Genomic DNA, 17,278 nt, shown 5'->3' with positions numbered 1-17,278 from the left:
TTTATACTATCGTCTTAAAGGTTATTAACTATTATTCTTTCCCGTTATTCTTGTTGTTAAGGCTTCTTTTAAAAGATTAAGACGCTTGCGGTAATACCGCATTTTTCATGCGTTTTTTGATAATACGTTGCTTGTTGCGCAAGCCTCTGTCACCTTGATTGTCTTCGTAATACTTCGGATTGGTAAGCATCCCAATGAGGAGCGCTGATTCGTCTCGGTTCAGATTGGCCGCAGATTTATCAAAATAATGATGCGCGGCGGCATCGATACCATAGATACCGTTACCAAATTCTGCCACATTAAGATAAGCGGTCAAGATACGCTGCTTGTTCCACAGCGTTTCTATCATGACAGTAATGACAGCCTCTTCCGCTTTACGGACATAGGAGCGATGTGAGGTGAGGAACAAGTTCTTTGCCAATTGCTGAGTAATCGTTGAGCCACCAGCAGACATTTTGCCTGTCTCTTCATTTTTCTTTTGCGCCGCTTTGATACCTTTAAAGTCAAAACCACTGTGCTGACTAAACGTCGAGTCTTCACTCACAATCGCTGCTTGCTTGGCAGATTTGGCAATCGCATCATATTCAGCCCATGTCTGAGTGACTGTGCCGCCCGTTAGGCGATGCGTCAACATAAACATACTGTTGTTAATTGGCTGTGTTTTCCAAATTAATAGTAGCCCAACAACCAATATATGGAATGCGACAACCAATAGCATAATTGCCAATAACAGACGTTTGATAAATGTGCCAAAACTTGCCATGCGCGGTATCCGAGTGGTTAAAAAAGTAATAAGATAAGATAGATACTCTATCAATGACTATGAGACATAACCAAGAATCAATGATTGTAAACGGGCTATTTATAGCCAATCATTAACTGTTGAGCATTAGTCATTAATAACGATCAATAGCAGGTCATCTTACCTAATCTCACAATCGCTGTCATTATTTACCCCACTTCTTTATGATGTAATGGCCGTTAAAGTATTTTATGTTTTAAATAAGCGCGTGCTGAGCATCAGCGCTTTGCAATCAGTATGAAGATAAGAGACTACCCATGCATGATGATAATATAGAAGTATTACGAGCGCGTGTTATTGCAGCAAATCCAAGCCTAAACACTGCTGAAAATAACAATCAATGGTGGCTACTGGGCACCTCGGGCTGCCATTTATGTGACATCGCCGAGCAAATAATTATTCAGTTTCAGGCGGTACAACCGATTAGCTACCAAAATGTCGATATTGCAGACTTTGATGAGGCGCTGATGATGGAATTTTCCACAGCTATTCCTGTGATTTTGACGCCATCCAAACGATTAAACTATCCGTTTTCGGTGATAGATTTGCAGCAGCTGTTAGCTCACAACTAACGGCACTTTGTTTTGATGTTATAGAGCTTTTAAATTTCTTATATTAGAATATCTACCGCTAATTTTAGCTAGTATGGTATTTCAATATTTGCTAGACTACTTTTATATTCTGTTTGGTAAACTGATTATACTAATGCTAATGATTTACTGATCAATAATCTCAACTCTCTAACCTTGCACTCTGTTAAATCATATACATACAATTCTCAGCGAAAGCACCTAAGAGCAACTATTAGGGCGTGTTTAACACGCCTTAATAAATATAGTTAGCTGAATGTAAAACTGTTATGGATTTAAACGCGCTACTGGTATAAATTTTACTTGCGTGCTGCGTTCCCAGAGGCTGCGCAAAATTCATCCCAGTAGCGCTATGACATTTTTAGAGTGTATCGACTAGTGTATCGACTATAGTAATAACTTAGTATGACTTTAAAACCAGTAAAAAATAAGCTGGTATACACAACAATAAGGACTGTTAATAACAATAAGGACTGTTAATTATGTACACTTTCTTAGCCTTAGCGCCAATTCTCGTTGTATTCATACTACTCATAGTTATGCGCCTGCCAGCTAAGATATCTATGAGTATTGCCTATTTGGTGACAGCTCTGCTAGCCTTTTTCATTTGGCACGCTAGTGGTGCTCAGGTAGCGGCTGCTACTGTTAATGGGATTATTGTGGCACTTACTATTTTATTCATTGTATTCGCAGCTATTTTACTGCTGAATACGCTGAAAGAAAGCGGCGCTCTTGTCGCCATACGTAAGGGCTTTATGGATATTTCACCTGATAGGCGCGTCCAAGCGATCATTGTGGCATGGTTGTTCTGCTCTTTAGTAGAAGGTTCATCAGGATTCGGAACACCATCTGCAGTGGGTGCTCCGCTGTTGTTGGCTTTAGGCTTTCCAGCGATGGCATCGGTCATGGTTATTCTTATCATTCAATCTACACCCGTATCATTCGGTGCAGTTGGTACGCCTCTACTACTTGGCGTTTGGTCTGGTATTACTGATAAACAAGATTTAGCACAGTCCATTGCCCCTACTACTGCCGAAAATTATTTATTACAGATTACAGCTAACGTAGGCCTTGTACATGCGCTTATTGGGTTTTTGATACCTTTAATTTTAAGTGCTTTTTTGACAAGGTTCTTTGGTGAAAAACGCTCCTTCATAGAAGGGCTTAAAGTATGGCCATTTGCCATTTTTGCAGGTCTTTGCTTTACTATTCCTTATTTTTTGGTTGCTAAATTTCTAGGGCCTGAGTTCCCTTCACTCATTGGCGGTTTCATTGGGTTGTTAATTGTACTTCCCGCTGCTAAGCGTGGTTTTTTGATGCCTAAAGATACTTTTGATTTTGCCCCTCGCGCAAAATGGGACAAAGACTGGCTGGGTACTTTAGACGAGGTAAAATATGATGATTCAGCAACCCCAAAGTTCTCTTTAATTCGTGCATTTTCGCCCTATTTCATTGTGATTGCCTTATTGGTCATAACTCGAGTGATTGCACCACTCAAAGCTTTTCTGGTAGGGGATTTAACAACCATTAGCCTTACTAATCTTTTTGGTACAACAATCTCTAGTAAGATACAGCTCGCCTATTCTCCTGGTAGCATTCTAATTATTACTTCTTTATTATGTATTTTACTGTTCAAAATGAATAGCCAAGCGGTAAAGCGCAGTTGGAGTAACTCGGCAAAGACCATGGTTGCTGCCGCACCAGCTTTGCTATTCTCGGTGCCTATGGTACAAGTATTCATTAATTCAGGCTCAGCCGCTGAAGTCGCTACTGCGCTACCGGCTATGCCAATATTACTGGCTGAAAGTGCTGCCGATGCTTTTCAAAATGCGTGGCCGCTAGTGTCTCCATGGATTGGGGCAATGGGTGCTTTCATCGCCGGTTCAAATACTATTAGCAATATGATGTTTTCATATTTTCAATGGTCAACAGCCAATCAGATCGGACTCAATAGCGACCTTGCAGCACAAGTAATAGCCTTGCAAGCTGTGGGTGGTGCGGCTGGTAACATGATTTCGGTGCATAATGTGGTAGCTGCTTGCGCAGTAGTCGGCTTGGTGGATAAAGAAGGCTATGTGATTCGCAAAACACTGCTAGCGATGATTTATTATGTCGTGCAAGCAGGTTTGATCGGTATGGCTATCATCTTCGGTCAAATATGGTGGTGGGCTTTAGCCGTTCTCTGGCCCATAACATTCTTTGGACTGATGTCTTTTTGTGGCAAATTTTCCCGTAGAAAACTGAATGGACGATAATCAGGCAAGCTGACGCTATTAAACTAGATCTAGTAGCGTTAGGTTAAGGTTGCCTTCTAGTTAAAACATAACAGCAATAAGAGATAAACCTATGAAAGACTTAACTAAAATCACCGAAATCGAAGATCTGCGCCGCGTTGCTGAGCGTAAAGTGCCGCGTATGTTCTATGACTATGTCGATTCAGGCTCGTGGACTGAGACCACCTATCGTAATAACGAGACTGACTTTGACCGTATCAAGCTGCGCCAGCGAGTATTGGTCGATATGGATAACCGCAGTCTGGCAACGAGTATGATCGGTGAGCCAGTCAAGATGCCTGTAGCCATCGCCCCAACGGGGTTTACCGGCATGATGTGGGCAGATGGTGAGATACATGCCGCACGCGCCGCTGAAAAATTCGGCGTGCCCTTTTCACTATCGACCATGAGCATTTGCTCTATCGAAGATGTCGCCACTCATACTAGTAAGCCGTTTTGGTTTCAGCTGTACGTGATGCGCGATCAAGACTTTATGGCCAATCTGATTCGCCGTGCCAAAGAGGCCAATTGCTCAGCACTTATCTTGACCGCCGACTTACAAGTGCTTGGACAACGTCACAAAGATATCAAAAATGGTCTATCCGCACCGCCTAAGCCAACACTAAGCAATATGATCAACCTCATGACCAAGCCGCAATGGTGTATGAATATGCTGGGCACCAAACGTCGCACGTTTGGTAATATCGTCGGTCATGCACAAAATGTTGAGGATCTGTCATCACTCTCTGCTTGGACGGCAGAGCAATTCGATCCGCGTCTGAGCTGGGACGATGTGGCGCGTATCAAAGACATGTGGGGCGGTAAACTTATCATAAAAGGTATCATGGAGCCTGAAGATGCTATTATGGCGGCTCGCAGTGGCGCGGATGCCCTAGTCGTCTCAAACCATGGCGGTCGTCAATTGGATGGCGCGTTATCTTCTATCTCTGCCCTCTCTGACATCGTACAGGCAGTACAAGCCGAAAACAGCGATATCGAGGTATGGCTAGACAGTGGCGTTCGCTCTGGTCAAGATGTACTAAAGGCTATCGCATTAGGCGCAAAAGGCACGATGATCGGTCGCGCTTTTCTCTACGGATTGGGAGCGTATGGTGAAGACGGGGTGCGCCGCGCGCTTGAGATTATCTATAAAGAGTGTGATATATCTATGGCATTCTGTGGTCATACCGATATCAATACTGTCACGGATAATATCTTGGTAAAAGGCACGTATGAAAACCTCAAAGTGGGTCGTTTTTAGAGCGGCTGATTGTAGAACAATCAACGTTTAAAACTGGCTATACATAACATAATTTGCTCATACCCTTTATACTGTCTCTATAACATTTTGATGACAGTTAGCCTTTATGACCATTCAACAATTATTAAAAACAGCGCCCGTCACTACCCTGCTATTAGCCTGCTTTATTGGGCTATTTGTCATGCAGATAGTCACTGGCGTCGATGCCAATAACCCGTCAACTGAAGCGTTAGTTAAATGGGGTGCCAACGCCTTACCCTTAACGATGATGGATGACCCATGGCGCTTGGCCAGTAGTGCGTTTTTGCACATTGGTCTCATGCATCTACTATTTAATGGCTTTGCCATGTATTTTTTTGGGCAGATTGCCGAGCCGATGTTTGGCTCAGCCAAGTTTTTGGCATTGTTTTTGTTGGCAGCCATCGGTGGCAACTTGCTCAATAACTATGTCACATGGCAAAGTATCATAGAAGGAACAGGACAGCCCGGCCTATCAGCGGGAGCTTCTGGTGGTATCATGGGTATCGGTGCGGCGTTACTGATCGCTGCCCTGTTTAAAATATCGGTCAATGGCATGGTGCTTAACCTCAAAAGCCTGATATTTATTATGGGCATCAACCTCGTCTATGGGTTTGCCGTACCGGGTATCGATAATGCTGGTCATATCGGCGGCGCGATCACAGGGCTTGTTATTGCCTTAGCTTTTGCGATTGGTTACCGTCAGCGTCTCGCGGTCGCTATGCAAAATGTCGCATCTGAGCAAGCGCAGCGTCTCCAGCCTTATCAAACCAACTATTCATACAGCGCTCACGACACCCCATCATATAACAGTCATTATAGTGGACAGTATAAAGACCAACACGATAACCAAAGCCGTTATGATGCTACTCCTCTCGATCAATCACCTCACTTTGCTGCCAATTCAACTGAGCAAGATACTGCGGTTGCAAACAATGAAACGAATACATCAGACATATATGCCGATAGCGTTAATACTATCAATTCACCGTTAAACAATGGCACTGTTCATAATAGTATTGAACCCGAAGCACTTAAAAAACCTTCCGTTATTTGGCAGCTATTACCATGGCTTGCGATGCTACTTATTAGCATTGGTTTTGTCTGGTGGTGGCAAGATATTCACCAGCAATTACTACAAGTACTAAAAGCCATTGAGTAAATGCTCATACTTATCTATCATTGCTATATAGCTCCCAAAAACAGCATACTGACCAACATCACTGATTCCTTTTATTGCTTACTCTTTTGAACACGTTTTGCTTACTCGCACCACTCAGTTATTTATACTCACTTACGAGATCCAATTATGTTAAAACTTGCAGCGCTACCTAATATCTCTACACGCACTATGTTTAGCGCGTTTACCGCTACTGCACTATTTAGTGTGGCTAGCCTGTCTAACGCCGCACTTTTTAATGACAACTTGCCGACTGACAAAGATGCTGAGCTTAGCGTTGGGGTCAATGTCATGGCGGTCAAATCCGCCTATGATCTCGAAGACAGCACTGAAGTGCGTGTGTTACCGGGCGTGTTTTATGACAATAATAGGATCTATGCGCGCGGTGCTCAAGCGGGTGCGTACTTGATCAATGATGGTGTCAATCAGCTCTCTGCTTACGCGCAGCTCGCAGGGAATTCGTTTGATCCTGATGATGCTAATGGTGCCCTGCAAGGTCTCGATGAGCGCAAACTATCCGCAGAAGCAGGTATAAGCTACCAGCGTCGCACGCCTATCGGTGCGTTTCGTGGTCAGTTTGCGACCGATGTGTTGGACGAAAGTGGCGGTAATACTGGTCGCTTAACTTACCTTGCCAAGATCACGAGAAACAAGCTGACGGTCTATCCAAGCATCGGCTTTGAGTATCATGATGCGGCCTACAATGAATACTACTATGGCGTCAGTGAAGAAGAGTCAGCAGAAACAGGCGTTGCCGCTTATAAATCTAACTCGAGCTTGAATCCGTATGTCAGCGTTAGTGCCAACTACGACTTTAATGATAAATGGGCAGGATTTGCCAATCAAAGCGTGAGCTATGTACCCAATGAGCAATATGATAGCCCAATGGTAGACTCACGTACTGAAGCGTCGACCACGCTTGGTTTGCTTTATAAGTTCTAAGGGTACAAAAAACCTTATAGTAATCAATTAATCAGATAACGCCGTTTAAAATAGGCTTCTGTGTTTAAAAGCGTATCCTGGTTTAAATAAAGAAAATATCATGAATTATATCTTTGATAATTTATGATATTTTTTTATAAAAGTATCATAGATACATTTATATAAACATAAAATGAGAGACAAGACATGGAATATTCAGAGAAGCAACTGAACGGATTCTTTGAATCAGTTGAATCATTAAAAAAATACAGAAGAGCAGATCTAATAGATGAAAATGGTAGAGATCTATTGAAGGAGCTATATACAGACTTACTACCAAATGACTATATCCTAAAGAAATCATTGAAGGAAAACACTACATTTTTAATTGGTAGAAAAGGAACTGGGAAATCTACAATATTTCTAAGGATAGAACAAGAGCTTCGTGAGAAAAAAGGATATCTACCTTGTTATCTAGATGTTAAAACAATTTATGAGTCCTCTCAAACAAAACTGACAAGAATAAAAGGTGTGGATAGTCTTTTACCTTCAGATATTCTTGAGAAATATCTTATTGAAAGATCTTTTATACAAACCATACTTTCAAAAATAATTGATGAAATATCAAATAAATTTGACTCATTATTTGATAAATTACTAAGAGTTCTAGGTGTTGCAAAAGTAGAATCTATACAAGAAAGGCTTCTTGAACTAAAAAGTAGTATTGAAGACAATAATCATCTTGAAAAAATAGAAATACCTGTGCTGCAGACTTACTCCAGACATAACAAAGGTATGAACGAAAGAATTAAGGAAAGCAACTTATCAAGCAAACTTGAATTGAACTCAAGCTTAGAAAAAACTAAAATATCTGGTGGAATTAAAGCAGATGTTGGAATGGATATTAAAAAAAGCGATAAAATTGCTTTAGAAAACGAAGATTCTTTTTCAAGTGTTTTTTTACAGGTTTTTCAGATCAAAGAAGTTATAACTGGAATAAAAGAAGCTTTAGCTATCTTGGATATTCGGCACTTATATATATTACTAGACGATTTTTCTGAAATAGAAGATGAATCTATTATTACATTTGTTGATGTAATATTAGCTCCACTAAACAACTGGTCCGAAGAGTTTATCAAATTTAAGGTTGCTGCTTATCCTAATAGAATTTATTATGGGAAAATTGATCCTGGAAAAATTGATACAATTAATCTTGATTTTTATAATTTATATTCTGAATTTGATAGAGATAAAATGGAGTCTAATGCAATTGAATTTACCAATAGGATCCTAACTAAAAGATTTGAGAAATTCACAGGTCATGGTCTGGAAGTATTTTTTGAAACATCAAAAACATCTATTGAAGAGTATTTTGAAATCCTATTCAATGCCTCTATGAACGTGCCTAGAATTTTAGGATATATATTATCCTATTGTTATCAGAGTAGAGTAATATACAATAATAAAATTAATAAAAGTGACATAGAGTCTGCCGCACAAAAATACTACGATGATAAAATTAGTTCCTTTTTTGAAACAACGACACATTCACTTTTATCTTTAGACGAGAAGATATCAGCATTACAGCTTAAAGATATATTGAATGTATTTATTCGAAGAGCTAAAGATATAAAAAGAAGAATAACAACGCAGGAATTAAAAGGCTCTATCTACTTAGTTAATAATCCATATAGTAGTCATTTTCATTTCGATCCTCGTTATGAAGAATTTCTTAAAACATTGGAACTTAACTTCTTTATCACTAAATACAATGATTTAAGTGACAAAGATGGTACTCCCGTTTCCATTTATTCGCTCAATTTTGGGTTGTGCAAAAAGGAGAGTATTTATTGGGGCAAACCTAAAGGAACTAAATATAGAAAATATTTCATTGAAAGACCTTTTAACTATAATAAAATTATTTCGGAATTTTTATCTAATGCGAAAAGGATTGTGTGCTCAAATATTGATTGTAAAAAACAATTTGATGTGGAGGACATTAAGTTTTTAGAGTTCAACAATTATAAATGTAACGCTTGTCAGTCAGATGTTCTGATTGAAACTATTTCAGACAACGCTATAGAATTAATTAATAGAATTGATAATAGCAAAATGCTACCGTTTCCTGAAGTTAGAATATTGAAAGAACTTCAAACTTCTGAGAATGAAATGTATGCTAGGGAACTAGCTCAGGAAGTTGATTATTCAGGTCAGCTAATTGGTTGGCGTGCCAAAAAACTTGATGAAAATCACCAATTAGTACAAAGAGTAAAAGAATCGGGTAAGCCATATAAATATAAATTGACTCAGAAAGGCAATGATTTTTTTATTGATTAAAAAGCAGTAAGAAACACTGAGTTTGTTACAACCAAAAAAAAGACCTTGCCACATGACAAGGTCTTTTTACTATTCTAAAAAACTATTAGATAGCTTACTTAGGATGTACCATATCAGCAGGAATGACCCACTCATCAAACTGCGCTTCAGTTAATAGCTCTAGCTCAACCGCTACTTGCTTCAACGTCTTGTTTTCTTTATATGCCGTCTTAGCGATCTTCGCCGCATTTTCATAACCAACATGACGGTTTAATGACGTCACTAGCATCAATGAGTTATGCAAGAAGTCATCAATTTTGTCTTTTACTGGCTCGATACCGACGGCGCAGTTTTCATTGAAGCTGTTGCACGCATCGCCAAGCAGCTTGATAGATTGCAATAAGTTAAAGGCGATAACTGGCTTGTATACGTTTAGCTCAAAGTTACCTGATGCGCCAGCCATGCTGATCGTCGTGTCGTTACCCATGACCTGAGCGACAACCATCGTCATTGCTTCTGACTGCGTTGGGTTTACTTTACCCGGCATGATAGAAGAGCCTGGCTCATTTTCAGGAATCGTCAACTCACCCAAACCACAACGAGGACCTGATGCTAACCAACGTACGTCGTTAGCGATTTTGTTTAAGCTAGCTGCTAGAGTTTTGAGTGCGCCTGACGCAAATACTTCAGCATCACGAGCAGCTAATGCTTCAAATTTGTTTGGTGACGTAACGAATGGCAAGCCAGTCAAAGTCGCTAGTTGCTCAGCTGATTTTACCGCATAGTCAGGATGGGCGTTTAGACCAGTACCAACCGCAGTGCCGCCTAGTGGCAATTCATATAGACCTTGTAGCGCGTTGTCGATACGAGTCAATGCATGGTCAAGTTGGCTCACATAGCCGCTGAACTCTTGGCCTAGGGTCAATGGCGTGGCGTCTTGCAAATGCGTACGACCGATTTTTACGATGCTATCGAATTCTTTTGCTTTTTTATCAAGGGTATCGCGTAGTGCTTTTACCGCTGGAATCAATAAGCTGTTGATCTGACGCGCAGCAGCCACACGAATCGCCGTTGGGAAGCTGTCGTTGGTAGACTGTGCATGGTTTACATGGTCATTTGGGTGAATTGGCGTGTAGCTGCCACGCTCAGAACCCGCGATTTCGTTAGCACGGTTGGCAAGCACTTCGTTCATGTTCATGTTTGACTGTGTGCCAGAACCTGTCTGCCATACGACCAATGGGAACTGATCAACCAGACCACCATTGATGATTTCGTCAGCGGCTTGTACGATAAGATCACGCTTGTCGTCTTCGATACGCTCTAGGCTTGCATTAGTAATCGCAGCGGCTTTTTTGACCAGTGCCATCGCTTCAATCATCGGACGCGGCAATGTCTCGCCACCGATTTTGAAGTTTTCGCGGCTACGCTGGGTTTGTGCACCCCAATAGGCATCAGCTGGGACTTCTACGTTACCCATGGTGTCTTTTTCGGTACGAGTTGCCTGATTCTGTGTCGACATAACTACCCTCTTTGATGGTTTGTTGTTTTATGACTGCTCTAAAAAATGCAACATCTGCTGCACATAAAGGAGAATACGATATAAAGTGGCGTTATGATAGCATGACTAGGACGTGTTGAATATTCACAAATAGCCTTGAGCGATGCCTAAAAACGAATGTCTAAAAACGCCTGTCACCACCAATCTGATACTTCATTGGATAAGATACCTATGCACTCTAAAACTATGCCCACTGAGCCAAAAACTTTTAACTCACAAGAGCCCACACTAAGTAACCCGCCTAGACGACACTTTACTCGCCAACGCCGTCAGTTGAGCGATGGAGAACGTAGACAACTTGCTCAGTCTGCAAGCTTACATTTGACCAAACTACAGCAGCGATTGCCTACACATGTACGCATTGGGCTTTATTATGATGGCTTTGGTGAGCTACCTACTCAGCTAATATTAGACTGGTGTCAACGCTTAGGCTATTTTCCTTACTTACCAGTCGTCGGCTCACTTGGCCGTACTAGCAATGGTAATGATGATAAACGATTGCGCTTTGTGCCTGTCTATCATTCAAAACTGGTCAATGTCCCCACTCGCATTCATCACTTAGGTATGAAACAAAACCACAGCCGCGCTCTGCTATGCGCGTCAGAACTAGACGTGATTATTTGTCCACTGGTGGCGGTAGACCTAAACGGCAACCGTATGGGTATGGGTGGCGGGTTCTATGATACGACCCTTGGGAAAAGTTATCGGTCGGGCGCTAAAAAGCCATTAAAGATAGGCTGGTGCTATGATTTTCAAATAGTTGAACAATTAGCACATCAGCCGTGGGATGTGCCATTAGATGGCTTAATCACACCAAGCGGCATAAGGTGGTTTTAATGAAAGACGATAAACAAGCGATGGACATTAACTCTAGCGCTGCTGATTCCAGTGCAGACAGTGTGGATGAATATTTACAGACGTTAGGCAATGAAGACGCTAGAGAGATACGTTACTACAGTCAAGAGCAGCCGTTTAGCTCTGAGGAGATGACACAGCTAGTCAATGAAGAGCATCTAAATAAACTATTGGCGCAAAGCGATGCGTTTTTGAGTAGTTTAAGCGGTGAGATAAAAGATTTTGATGAATAACACATATATAACTGATAGAGCACAATTTGAAGAAACGCGGTTATAGAGTGGTTTGATTTGATCGACGCTTGCTTTTCATTGCCAAACTATTGTTTCTACATGGCCTATAAACTATACTTATCGCAAATAATTATCATTACAGTATAGGTCGTTGATCGTGGACAAAGTAAAAAAAGAGTTTATGTCGCCCGCTTCGCTACAAGTTTGTTTTTATCTGTTCGTGCTATTACTCTTAGCCACGCCTGCGGCTTATATTTATGATTACAACGGCTTTAATTTTGCTGAACTAAGAACCTTTTTGCTAGCGCTTGCAGCATTTTATACCTTCGCGCTTAGCGCCCATATTGAAATACGTCATATAAAGCCCTCTAGCAGCACATCTTTTCTACGTTTTTTGGTTCCTATATCTCAATGCTTTTCTTTTATTCTGCTGTCTTTGTTTGCGTTGACTATTGTTGAATACATCAATGGCGATTTGAGACTAGATCGTGTTTATGACCCTTTCATTACGCTGTTTTTCGTATACCTGTTGCGCAAAAATATAGAAAGTATAAAGCAAGATATCGGTACTTAAGATAACCGTCTAATTTAATTATTCTAACAGTCCTATAACTAATGCAAAAAAAGACGCTTACCGATAAGCGTCTTTTTTGTTGGGTACTTGGATTGATTTAAAGGGCTGACCAAATCACCTACAACACCATCGCCGCAATCCAACCAAATGCGAGTAGCGGAATATTATAATGTAAGAATGTCGGTATCACACTGTCTTTAATATGATCATGTTGACCATCGATATTTAGACCAGAGGTTGGCCCCAATGTCGAATCTGACGCAGGCGAACCCGCATCACCTAGCGCACCAGCCGTACCGATAATCGCCACGGTCGCGAGTGGTGAAAACCCTAAAGAGATACATAGCGGTACATAAATCGCGGCCAAAATAGGAATGGTCGAAAATGAAGAACCGATACCCATGGTCACAATCAAACCAATCAATAGCATGATAAATGCCGCCATCGCTTTATTACCAGCGAATAGTGACGCTGCTCCATCGACCAATGGCTGAATCTGCTCAGTCGCTTTCATTACTTCAGCAAAGCCTTGCGCGGTAATCATAATAAAGCCAATCATCGCCATCAGTTTGATACCGTCATTAAAGACGCCGTCAGCATCACGCCACTTCACCACGCCGGTGGCCATAAACACACCGAAGCCAAACATTGAGCCAAGTAGTAGCGAATCAGTATATAACTGCACCACAAAAGCAGTCACGATAGCTGCCAGTGCAACCAGTGTCTTTAGCTTGCTTTGCGACTGTGCACCAGCGGCAGTTTTGCTTAATGCATCACCTTCTACTACAGCATCATGTGCTTGCTGATCTATTGCAATCTGTTGATATGCGCGTGGCTTACGGTAGCTGATAAATACGGCAACCAGCAAACCAATTAGCATGCCTAACGCAGGAATCGCCATGGCTTGCACCACAGAAATATTGGCGACATCAATGCCCGCTTCACCCACGTTTTTTAGCATAATCTGATTGAGATAGATATCACCAAAGCCATAAGGAATAAACATATAGGTGGTGACCAGTCCAAACGTAATCAGACAAGCAATCAGGCGTCTATCAATCTGCATGCGATTGAATGCTAACAATAGTGGCGGTACCAGTAGCGGAATAAAGGCAATATGAATAGGGATTAAGTTTTGGCTAAAGCAGCTCATGGTAATGAGGCCTGCAAACAGCATGTACTTAATCATGCCACTCGTGCCAGCAGCATCAATACGCTTGATGACCGCGCCTGCCAACGATTGCGGCAAGCCCGAATGAGCAATCGCTACCGCAAACGCCCCAAGCAGTGCATACGACAGCGCAATCTCTGCGCCATTACGGATGCCTTCTTGAAAAGCATTGAGCGTATCAGTAATGCCGAGACCGGCTAGCAGTCCACCTGCCAGCGCGCCGATTAATAAACTGAGCACCACGTGCACTCGCGAAAGTGACAGTCCTAGCATAATAATAACTGCTAGCAATACCGCATTGATGGCCATGTGTTGCCCCTTGTTCTTTATACTTTGGTCGTATTGAGACCTATGAATATTGAAACTAATGAATATCGCCCTGTTGTCTAAAACGTCTCAATATGAGAGCCTATTTTAGACGCGCGCCAGTTTACCTTATTTTGCTTATAAAGCCTACGCATAGAACCGATTAAACATCATCACGGGTAGCCAAATATCACCTATACATCTAAACCCTCTTCTATAATTTCTAACTATTTTTATCACTCATATACCAGTCACACTATTGACGACACATCGTTACCCACATTAATTGCATTAATAACTGGACGCTCAGATAACTATTTAACAAAGATAAGCAGACGACTTCACCAATCAGCCTTGCAATTTTTTTCGTGAGCACCATTTATCTAAACATGAACCACGAACTTGACTTTACAAGTCTGGGGAACGAGGAAAAACATATGAGTGAACATAATATTGATAAAGACAACATCGACATCGATGTATCATCTGCCCTTAACACTGACACGACGTCTGATGCAAATACTGACACTGACGCTAACATCAGTGCTGATGCGAACAATGAGACAGAAAGCGCATCTACGGATGCGTTAAATGCCTCATCCAACACTGTCAAAGACAATGAAGATGAAAGCTATCTGCCACTGCTAGCATTACGCGACGTTGTCGTCTATCCACATATGCAGATTGCATTGTTTGTGGGACGCGCACCATCGGTGAAAGCGGTTGAGTTGGCACAATCTGAGTATGGCAACAAAGTACTGGTCGTCGCGCAAAAAGACTCACTGACCGAAGATATTGACCAAGATAACTTGTATCAGTACGGTACGGTGTGCCGCATCGTCAGCACCATGCCACATGACAGCGATGAGAACTGCATTAAAGTATTGATCGAAGGTCAATACCGCGCTCGTGTTGACAATATAGAAGGTCATGATGATTTATTAATGGCGAGATTTGAACGTGCCGACCTCGATGTCAGCATGGATGAGAGCCAACAGAAAAATACCATTCAAGCGTTAACCACATTATTCGAAAGCTATGCAGATGCGCGACTTCGCAATGCACGTGAGCTGACTCGTGTGGCTAAGCGTATCGACGACTTGCTTGAGTTGGTTTATTTCATCTCAACTCGTGTGTCGATGGACCTTGATATCAAACAGTCTTTCCTAGAAGAAGACGATATCAAAACGCATATCAATACTTTGACTGAATATCTAGTCAAGCAAAGTGCTGAGCAAAATATCGAACAAGATATCCAAGATGCTGTCCGTCAGCAAATGGAAGACAATCAGCGCGAATACTTCTTGAATGAAAAGATGAAAGCCATCAAAAATGAGCTGTCAGATATGAATGACGGCGCGTTCGATGGTGAAGATGATGTGGCTGAGCTAGAGCAGCGCTTAGAAGATGCTGACTTGCCAGAAGACGTGCGCAAAAAAGCTGAGCAAGAGTTCAAAAAGCTCAAAATGATGCCACCTGCGTCAAGTGAATCATCAGTGGTACGCAACTATATTGAATGGATTTTGGACACGCCGTGGAATGCGACGACCAAAGTCTCGATCAATTTAGACAAAGCCAAAACAGTATTAGACGAAGATCATTATGGTCTACAAGATGTAAAAGACCGCATCTTAGAGTACCTCGCCGTGCAATCACGCGTGAAGAAACTTCGTGGTCCGATTCTATGTCTCGTCGGTCCTCCAGGTGTCGGTAAAACCTCGTTGGGTGAATCTATCGCCCGTGCCACGGGTCGTAAGTTTGTACGTATGGCGCTTGGCGGCGTACGTGATGAAGCAGAGATTCGTGGTCATCGCCGTACCTATATCGGTGCGATGCCAGGTAAAATCGTTCAGTCTCTTGCAAAAGTAGAAGTCAAAAACCCGCTGTTTTTATTGGATGAAATCGATAAGATGGCGCAAGACTTCCGCGGTGATCCAGCATCAGCGTTGCTTGAAGTATTGGATCCATCACAGAACGATACGTTCAACGACCATTATTTAGATATGGACTTAGATTTGTCACAAGTGATGTTTATCTGTACTGCCAACAGCATGGATATTCCGCCTGCGCTGCTTGACCGTATGGAAGTCATTCGTCTGCCGGGTTATACCGAAGAAGAAAAGGTCAATATCGCACAGAAATACCTAGTGCCAAAAGCGATTAAGCAAAACGGTCTCAAAGAAGGCGAAATTCAGATTGTTGAAGCCGCATTGCACAGCATCGTGCGTAGTTATACGCGTGAAGCAGGTGTGCGTAACCTTGAACGTGAAGTGAATAAGATCTGCCGCAAAGTGGTTCGCGGTTCGGTTGAAACTCATGGTGCGCGCGCTCCGAAAAAAGCAGAACGTCAGCTAGTGACAGTCGATGACAAGAACATCGATGACTATCTAGGTGTACATCAGTATGACTACGGTCTGGCTGAAGAAAAACCTGAGATTGGTCGTATTACTGGTCTTGCATGGACTCAAGTCGGTGGTGAACTACTGACTATCGAAGCGGTCGGCATGAAAGGTAAAGGCGAGCTTAGCTTTACTGGTTCATTAGGCGATGTGATGAAAGAGTCGATTCGCGCAGCCATGAGCGTGGTTCGTGCTCGCGGAGATAGCTTAGGCATTGATTACGAGACGTTTAAAACAACAGACGTTCATGTCCATATGCCAGAAGGTGCCACGCCAAAAGATGGCCCATCTGCTGGTGGTGCACTGACGACCGCGCTCGTCTCTGCATTGACAGGTATCGCTATCCGTCCAGATATTGCGATGACAGGTGAGATTACTTTACGCGGTAAGATCCTACGTATCGGCGGTCTCAAAGAGAAGTTGCTGGCGGCACATCGTGGCGGTATCAAGCACGTCTTGATTCCAGCGACCAATGAGCGTGATCTGGCTGATATCCCTGATAACGTGAAAGAAGGCCTAACCATTCAGCCAGTCGCGACGATTGAAGAAATCTTAAAGGTTGCTTTGGTCAGTATGCCAACGCCAATCAAACCTGCCAAAGTGACCGTTGATAAAACCTCTGGTAAAGCACTGCACAATTAATTGAACCTTTATTAAACTCGTCCTATAGATTAAGAAGCCGCTCATCACTATGGTGAGCGGCTTTTTTATACCTGTTTGTTATTCATTTGCTTGCAGTTCATAGCCTTCTTAGTAGGTTTCTCACGCATTTAAAGCCATTTAATTTTGAAAATCATTTATCTTAGTTCGTTTTTCAAACC

13 protein-coding genes are annotated in these 17,278 nt (G+C 42.1%); 10 read left to right on the top strand and 3 right to left on the bottom strand.

The window, feature by feature from the left end:
* Positions 1-76: 76 nt before the first annotated feature.
* Positions 77-763: a monofunctional biosynthetic peptidoglycan transglycosylase gene (gene mtgA / locus FQV37_RS09120; RefSeq protein ID WP_160022517.1), complete on the bottom strand. Its 687-nt coding sequence runs from the start codon at positions 761-763 to the stop codon at positions 77-79.
* Positions 764-1,059: 296 nt separating this feature from the next.
* Between mtgA and FQV37_RS09115 the strand changes: the two genes are divergently transcribed.
* The 6 genes from FQV37_RS09115 (at position 1,060) to FQV37_RS09090 (ending at position 9,382) form a co-directional block, all read left to right on the top strand.
* Complete coding sequence (locus FQV37_RS09115; RefSeq protein WP_160022515.1) at positions 1,060-1,374, top strand: glutaredoxin family protein; 315 nt, start codon at positions 1,060-1,062, stop codon at positions 1,372-1,374.
* Between the two features lie 500 nt (positions 1,375-1,874).
* Positions 1,875-3,647 (top strand): L-lactate permease, encoded by a 1,773-nt coding sequence (locus FQV37_RS09110; protein ID WP_093071257.1) that lies wholly within the window; start codon positions 1,875-1,877, stop codon positions 3,645-3,647.
* A gap of 91 nt (positions 3,648-3,738) precedes the next feature.
* Positions 3,739-4,926 carry an alpha-hydroxy acid oxidase gene (locus tag FQV37_RS09105; protein WP_102093059.1) on the top strand — a complete coding sequence of 396 codons (1,188 nt, stop codon included), beginning with the start codon at positions 3,739-3,741 and terminating at the stop codon, positions 4,924-4,926.
* 106 nt (positions 4,927-5,032) lie between these two features.
* Entirely contained in the window at positions 5,033-6,106 is a 1,074-nt protein-coding gene (locus FQV37_RS09100; protein ID WP_102093058.1) for a rhomboid family intramembrane serine protease, read from the top strand.
* Between the two features lie 147 nt (positions 6,107-6,253).
* Positions 6,254-7,066 (top strand): MipA/OmpV family protein, encoded by an 813-nt coding sequence (locus FQV37_RS09095; protein ID WP_160022513.1) that lies wholly within the window; start codon positions 6,254-6,256, stop codon positions 7,064-7,066.
* A gap of 186 nt (positions 7,067-7,252) precedes the next feature.
* Positions 7,253-9,382, top strand: coding sequence for a helix-turn-helix domain-containing protein (locus FQV37_RS09090; protein WP_160022511.1), 2,130 nt, complete (start codon positions 7,253-7,255; stop codon positions 9,380-9,382).
* Positions 9,383-9,476: 94 nt separating this feature from the next.
* Here the strand turns inward: FQV37_RS09090 and fumC are convergent, their stop codons facing one another.
* Positions 9,477-10,880 (bottom strand): class II fumarate hydratase, encoded by a 1,404-nt coding sequence (gene fumC / locus FQV37_RS09085; RefSeq protein WP_160022509.1) that lies wholly within the window; start codon positions 10,878-10,880, stop codon positions 9,477-9,479.
* A 210-nt stretch (positions 10,881-11,090) separates the two neighbouring features.
* Here fumC and FQV37_RS09080 point away from each other — a divergent pair, with 210 nt between their 5' ends.
* From FQV37_RS09080 to FQV37_RS09070, 3 genes are all read left to right on the top strand, one after another.
* Positions 11,091-11,756 carry a 5-formyltetrahydrofolate cyclo-ligase gene (locus tag FQV37_RS09080; protein ID WP_240990997.1) on the top strand — a complete coding sequence of 222 codons (666 nt, stop codon included), beginning with the start codon at positions 11,091-11,093 and terminating at the stop codon, positions 11,754-11,756.
* Positions 11,756-12,007: a hypothetical protein gene (locus FQV37_RS09075; protein ID WP_160022505.1), complete on the top strand. Its 252-nt coding sequence runs from the start codon at positions 11,756-11,758 to the stop codon at positions 12,005-12,007. The genes FQV37_RS09080 and FQV37_RS09075 overlap by 1 nt, the downstream gene beginning before the upstream one ends.
* Before the next feature lie 157 nt (positions 12,008-12,164).
* A complete protein-coding gene (locus FQV37_RS09070; RefSeq protein ID WP_160022503.1) occupies positions 12,165-12,581 on the top strand; it encodes a hypothetical protein in 417 nt (138 codons plus the stop codon).
* A 118-nt stretch (positions 12,582-12,699) separates the two neighbouring features.
* On the opposite strand, the gene FQV37_RS09065 is transcribed toward FQV37_RS09070, so the two are convergent.
* On the bottom strand, positions 12,700-14,061 hold the full coding sequence (locus FQV37_RS09065; protein ID WP_101205176.1) for a Na+/H+ antiporter family protein: 1,362 nt from the start codon (positions 14,059-14,061) through the stop codon (positions 12,700-12,702).
* 434 nt (positions 14,062-14,495) lie between these two features.
* Here FQV37_RS09065 and lon point away from each other — a divergent pair, with 434 nt between their 5' ends.
* Positions 14,496-17,099 carry an endopeptidase La gene (gene lon / locus FQV37_RS09060; protein ID WP_240990996.1) on the top strand — a complete coding sequence of 868 codons (2,604 nt, stop codon included), beginning with the start codon at positions 14,496-14,498 and terminating at the stop codon, positions 17,097-17,099.
* Positions 17,100-17,278: the final 179 nt, after the last annotated feature.

Origin of the sequence: Psychrobacter nivimaris, assembly GCF_009812035.1 — a bacterium.
GTDB classification, from domain to species: Bacteria; Pseudomonadota; Gammaproteobacteria; order Pseudomonadales; family Moraxellaceae; genus Psychrobacter; species Psychrobacter nivimaris.
This window is presented reverse-complemented; position numbering and strand designations above follow the sequence as displayed.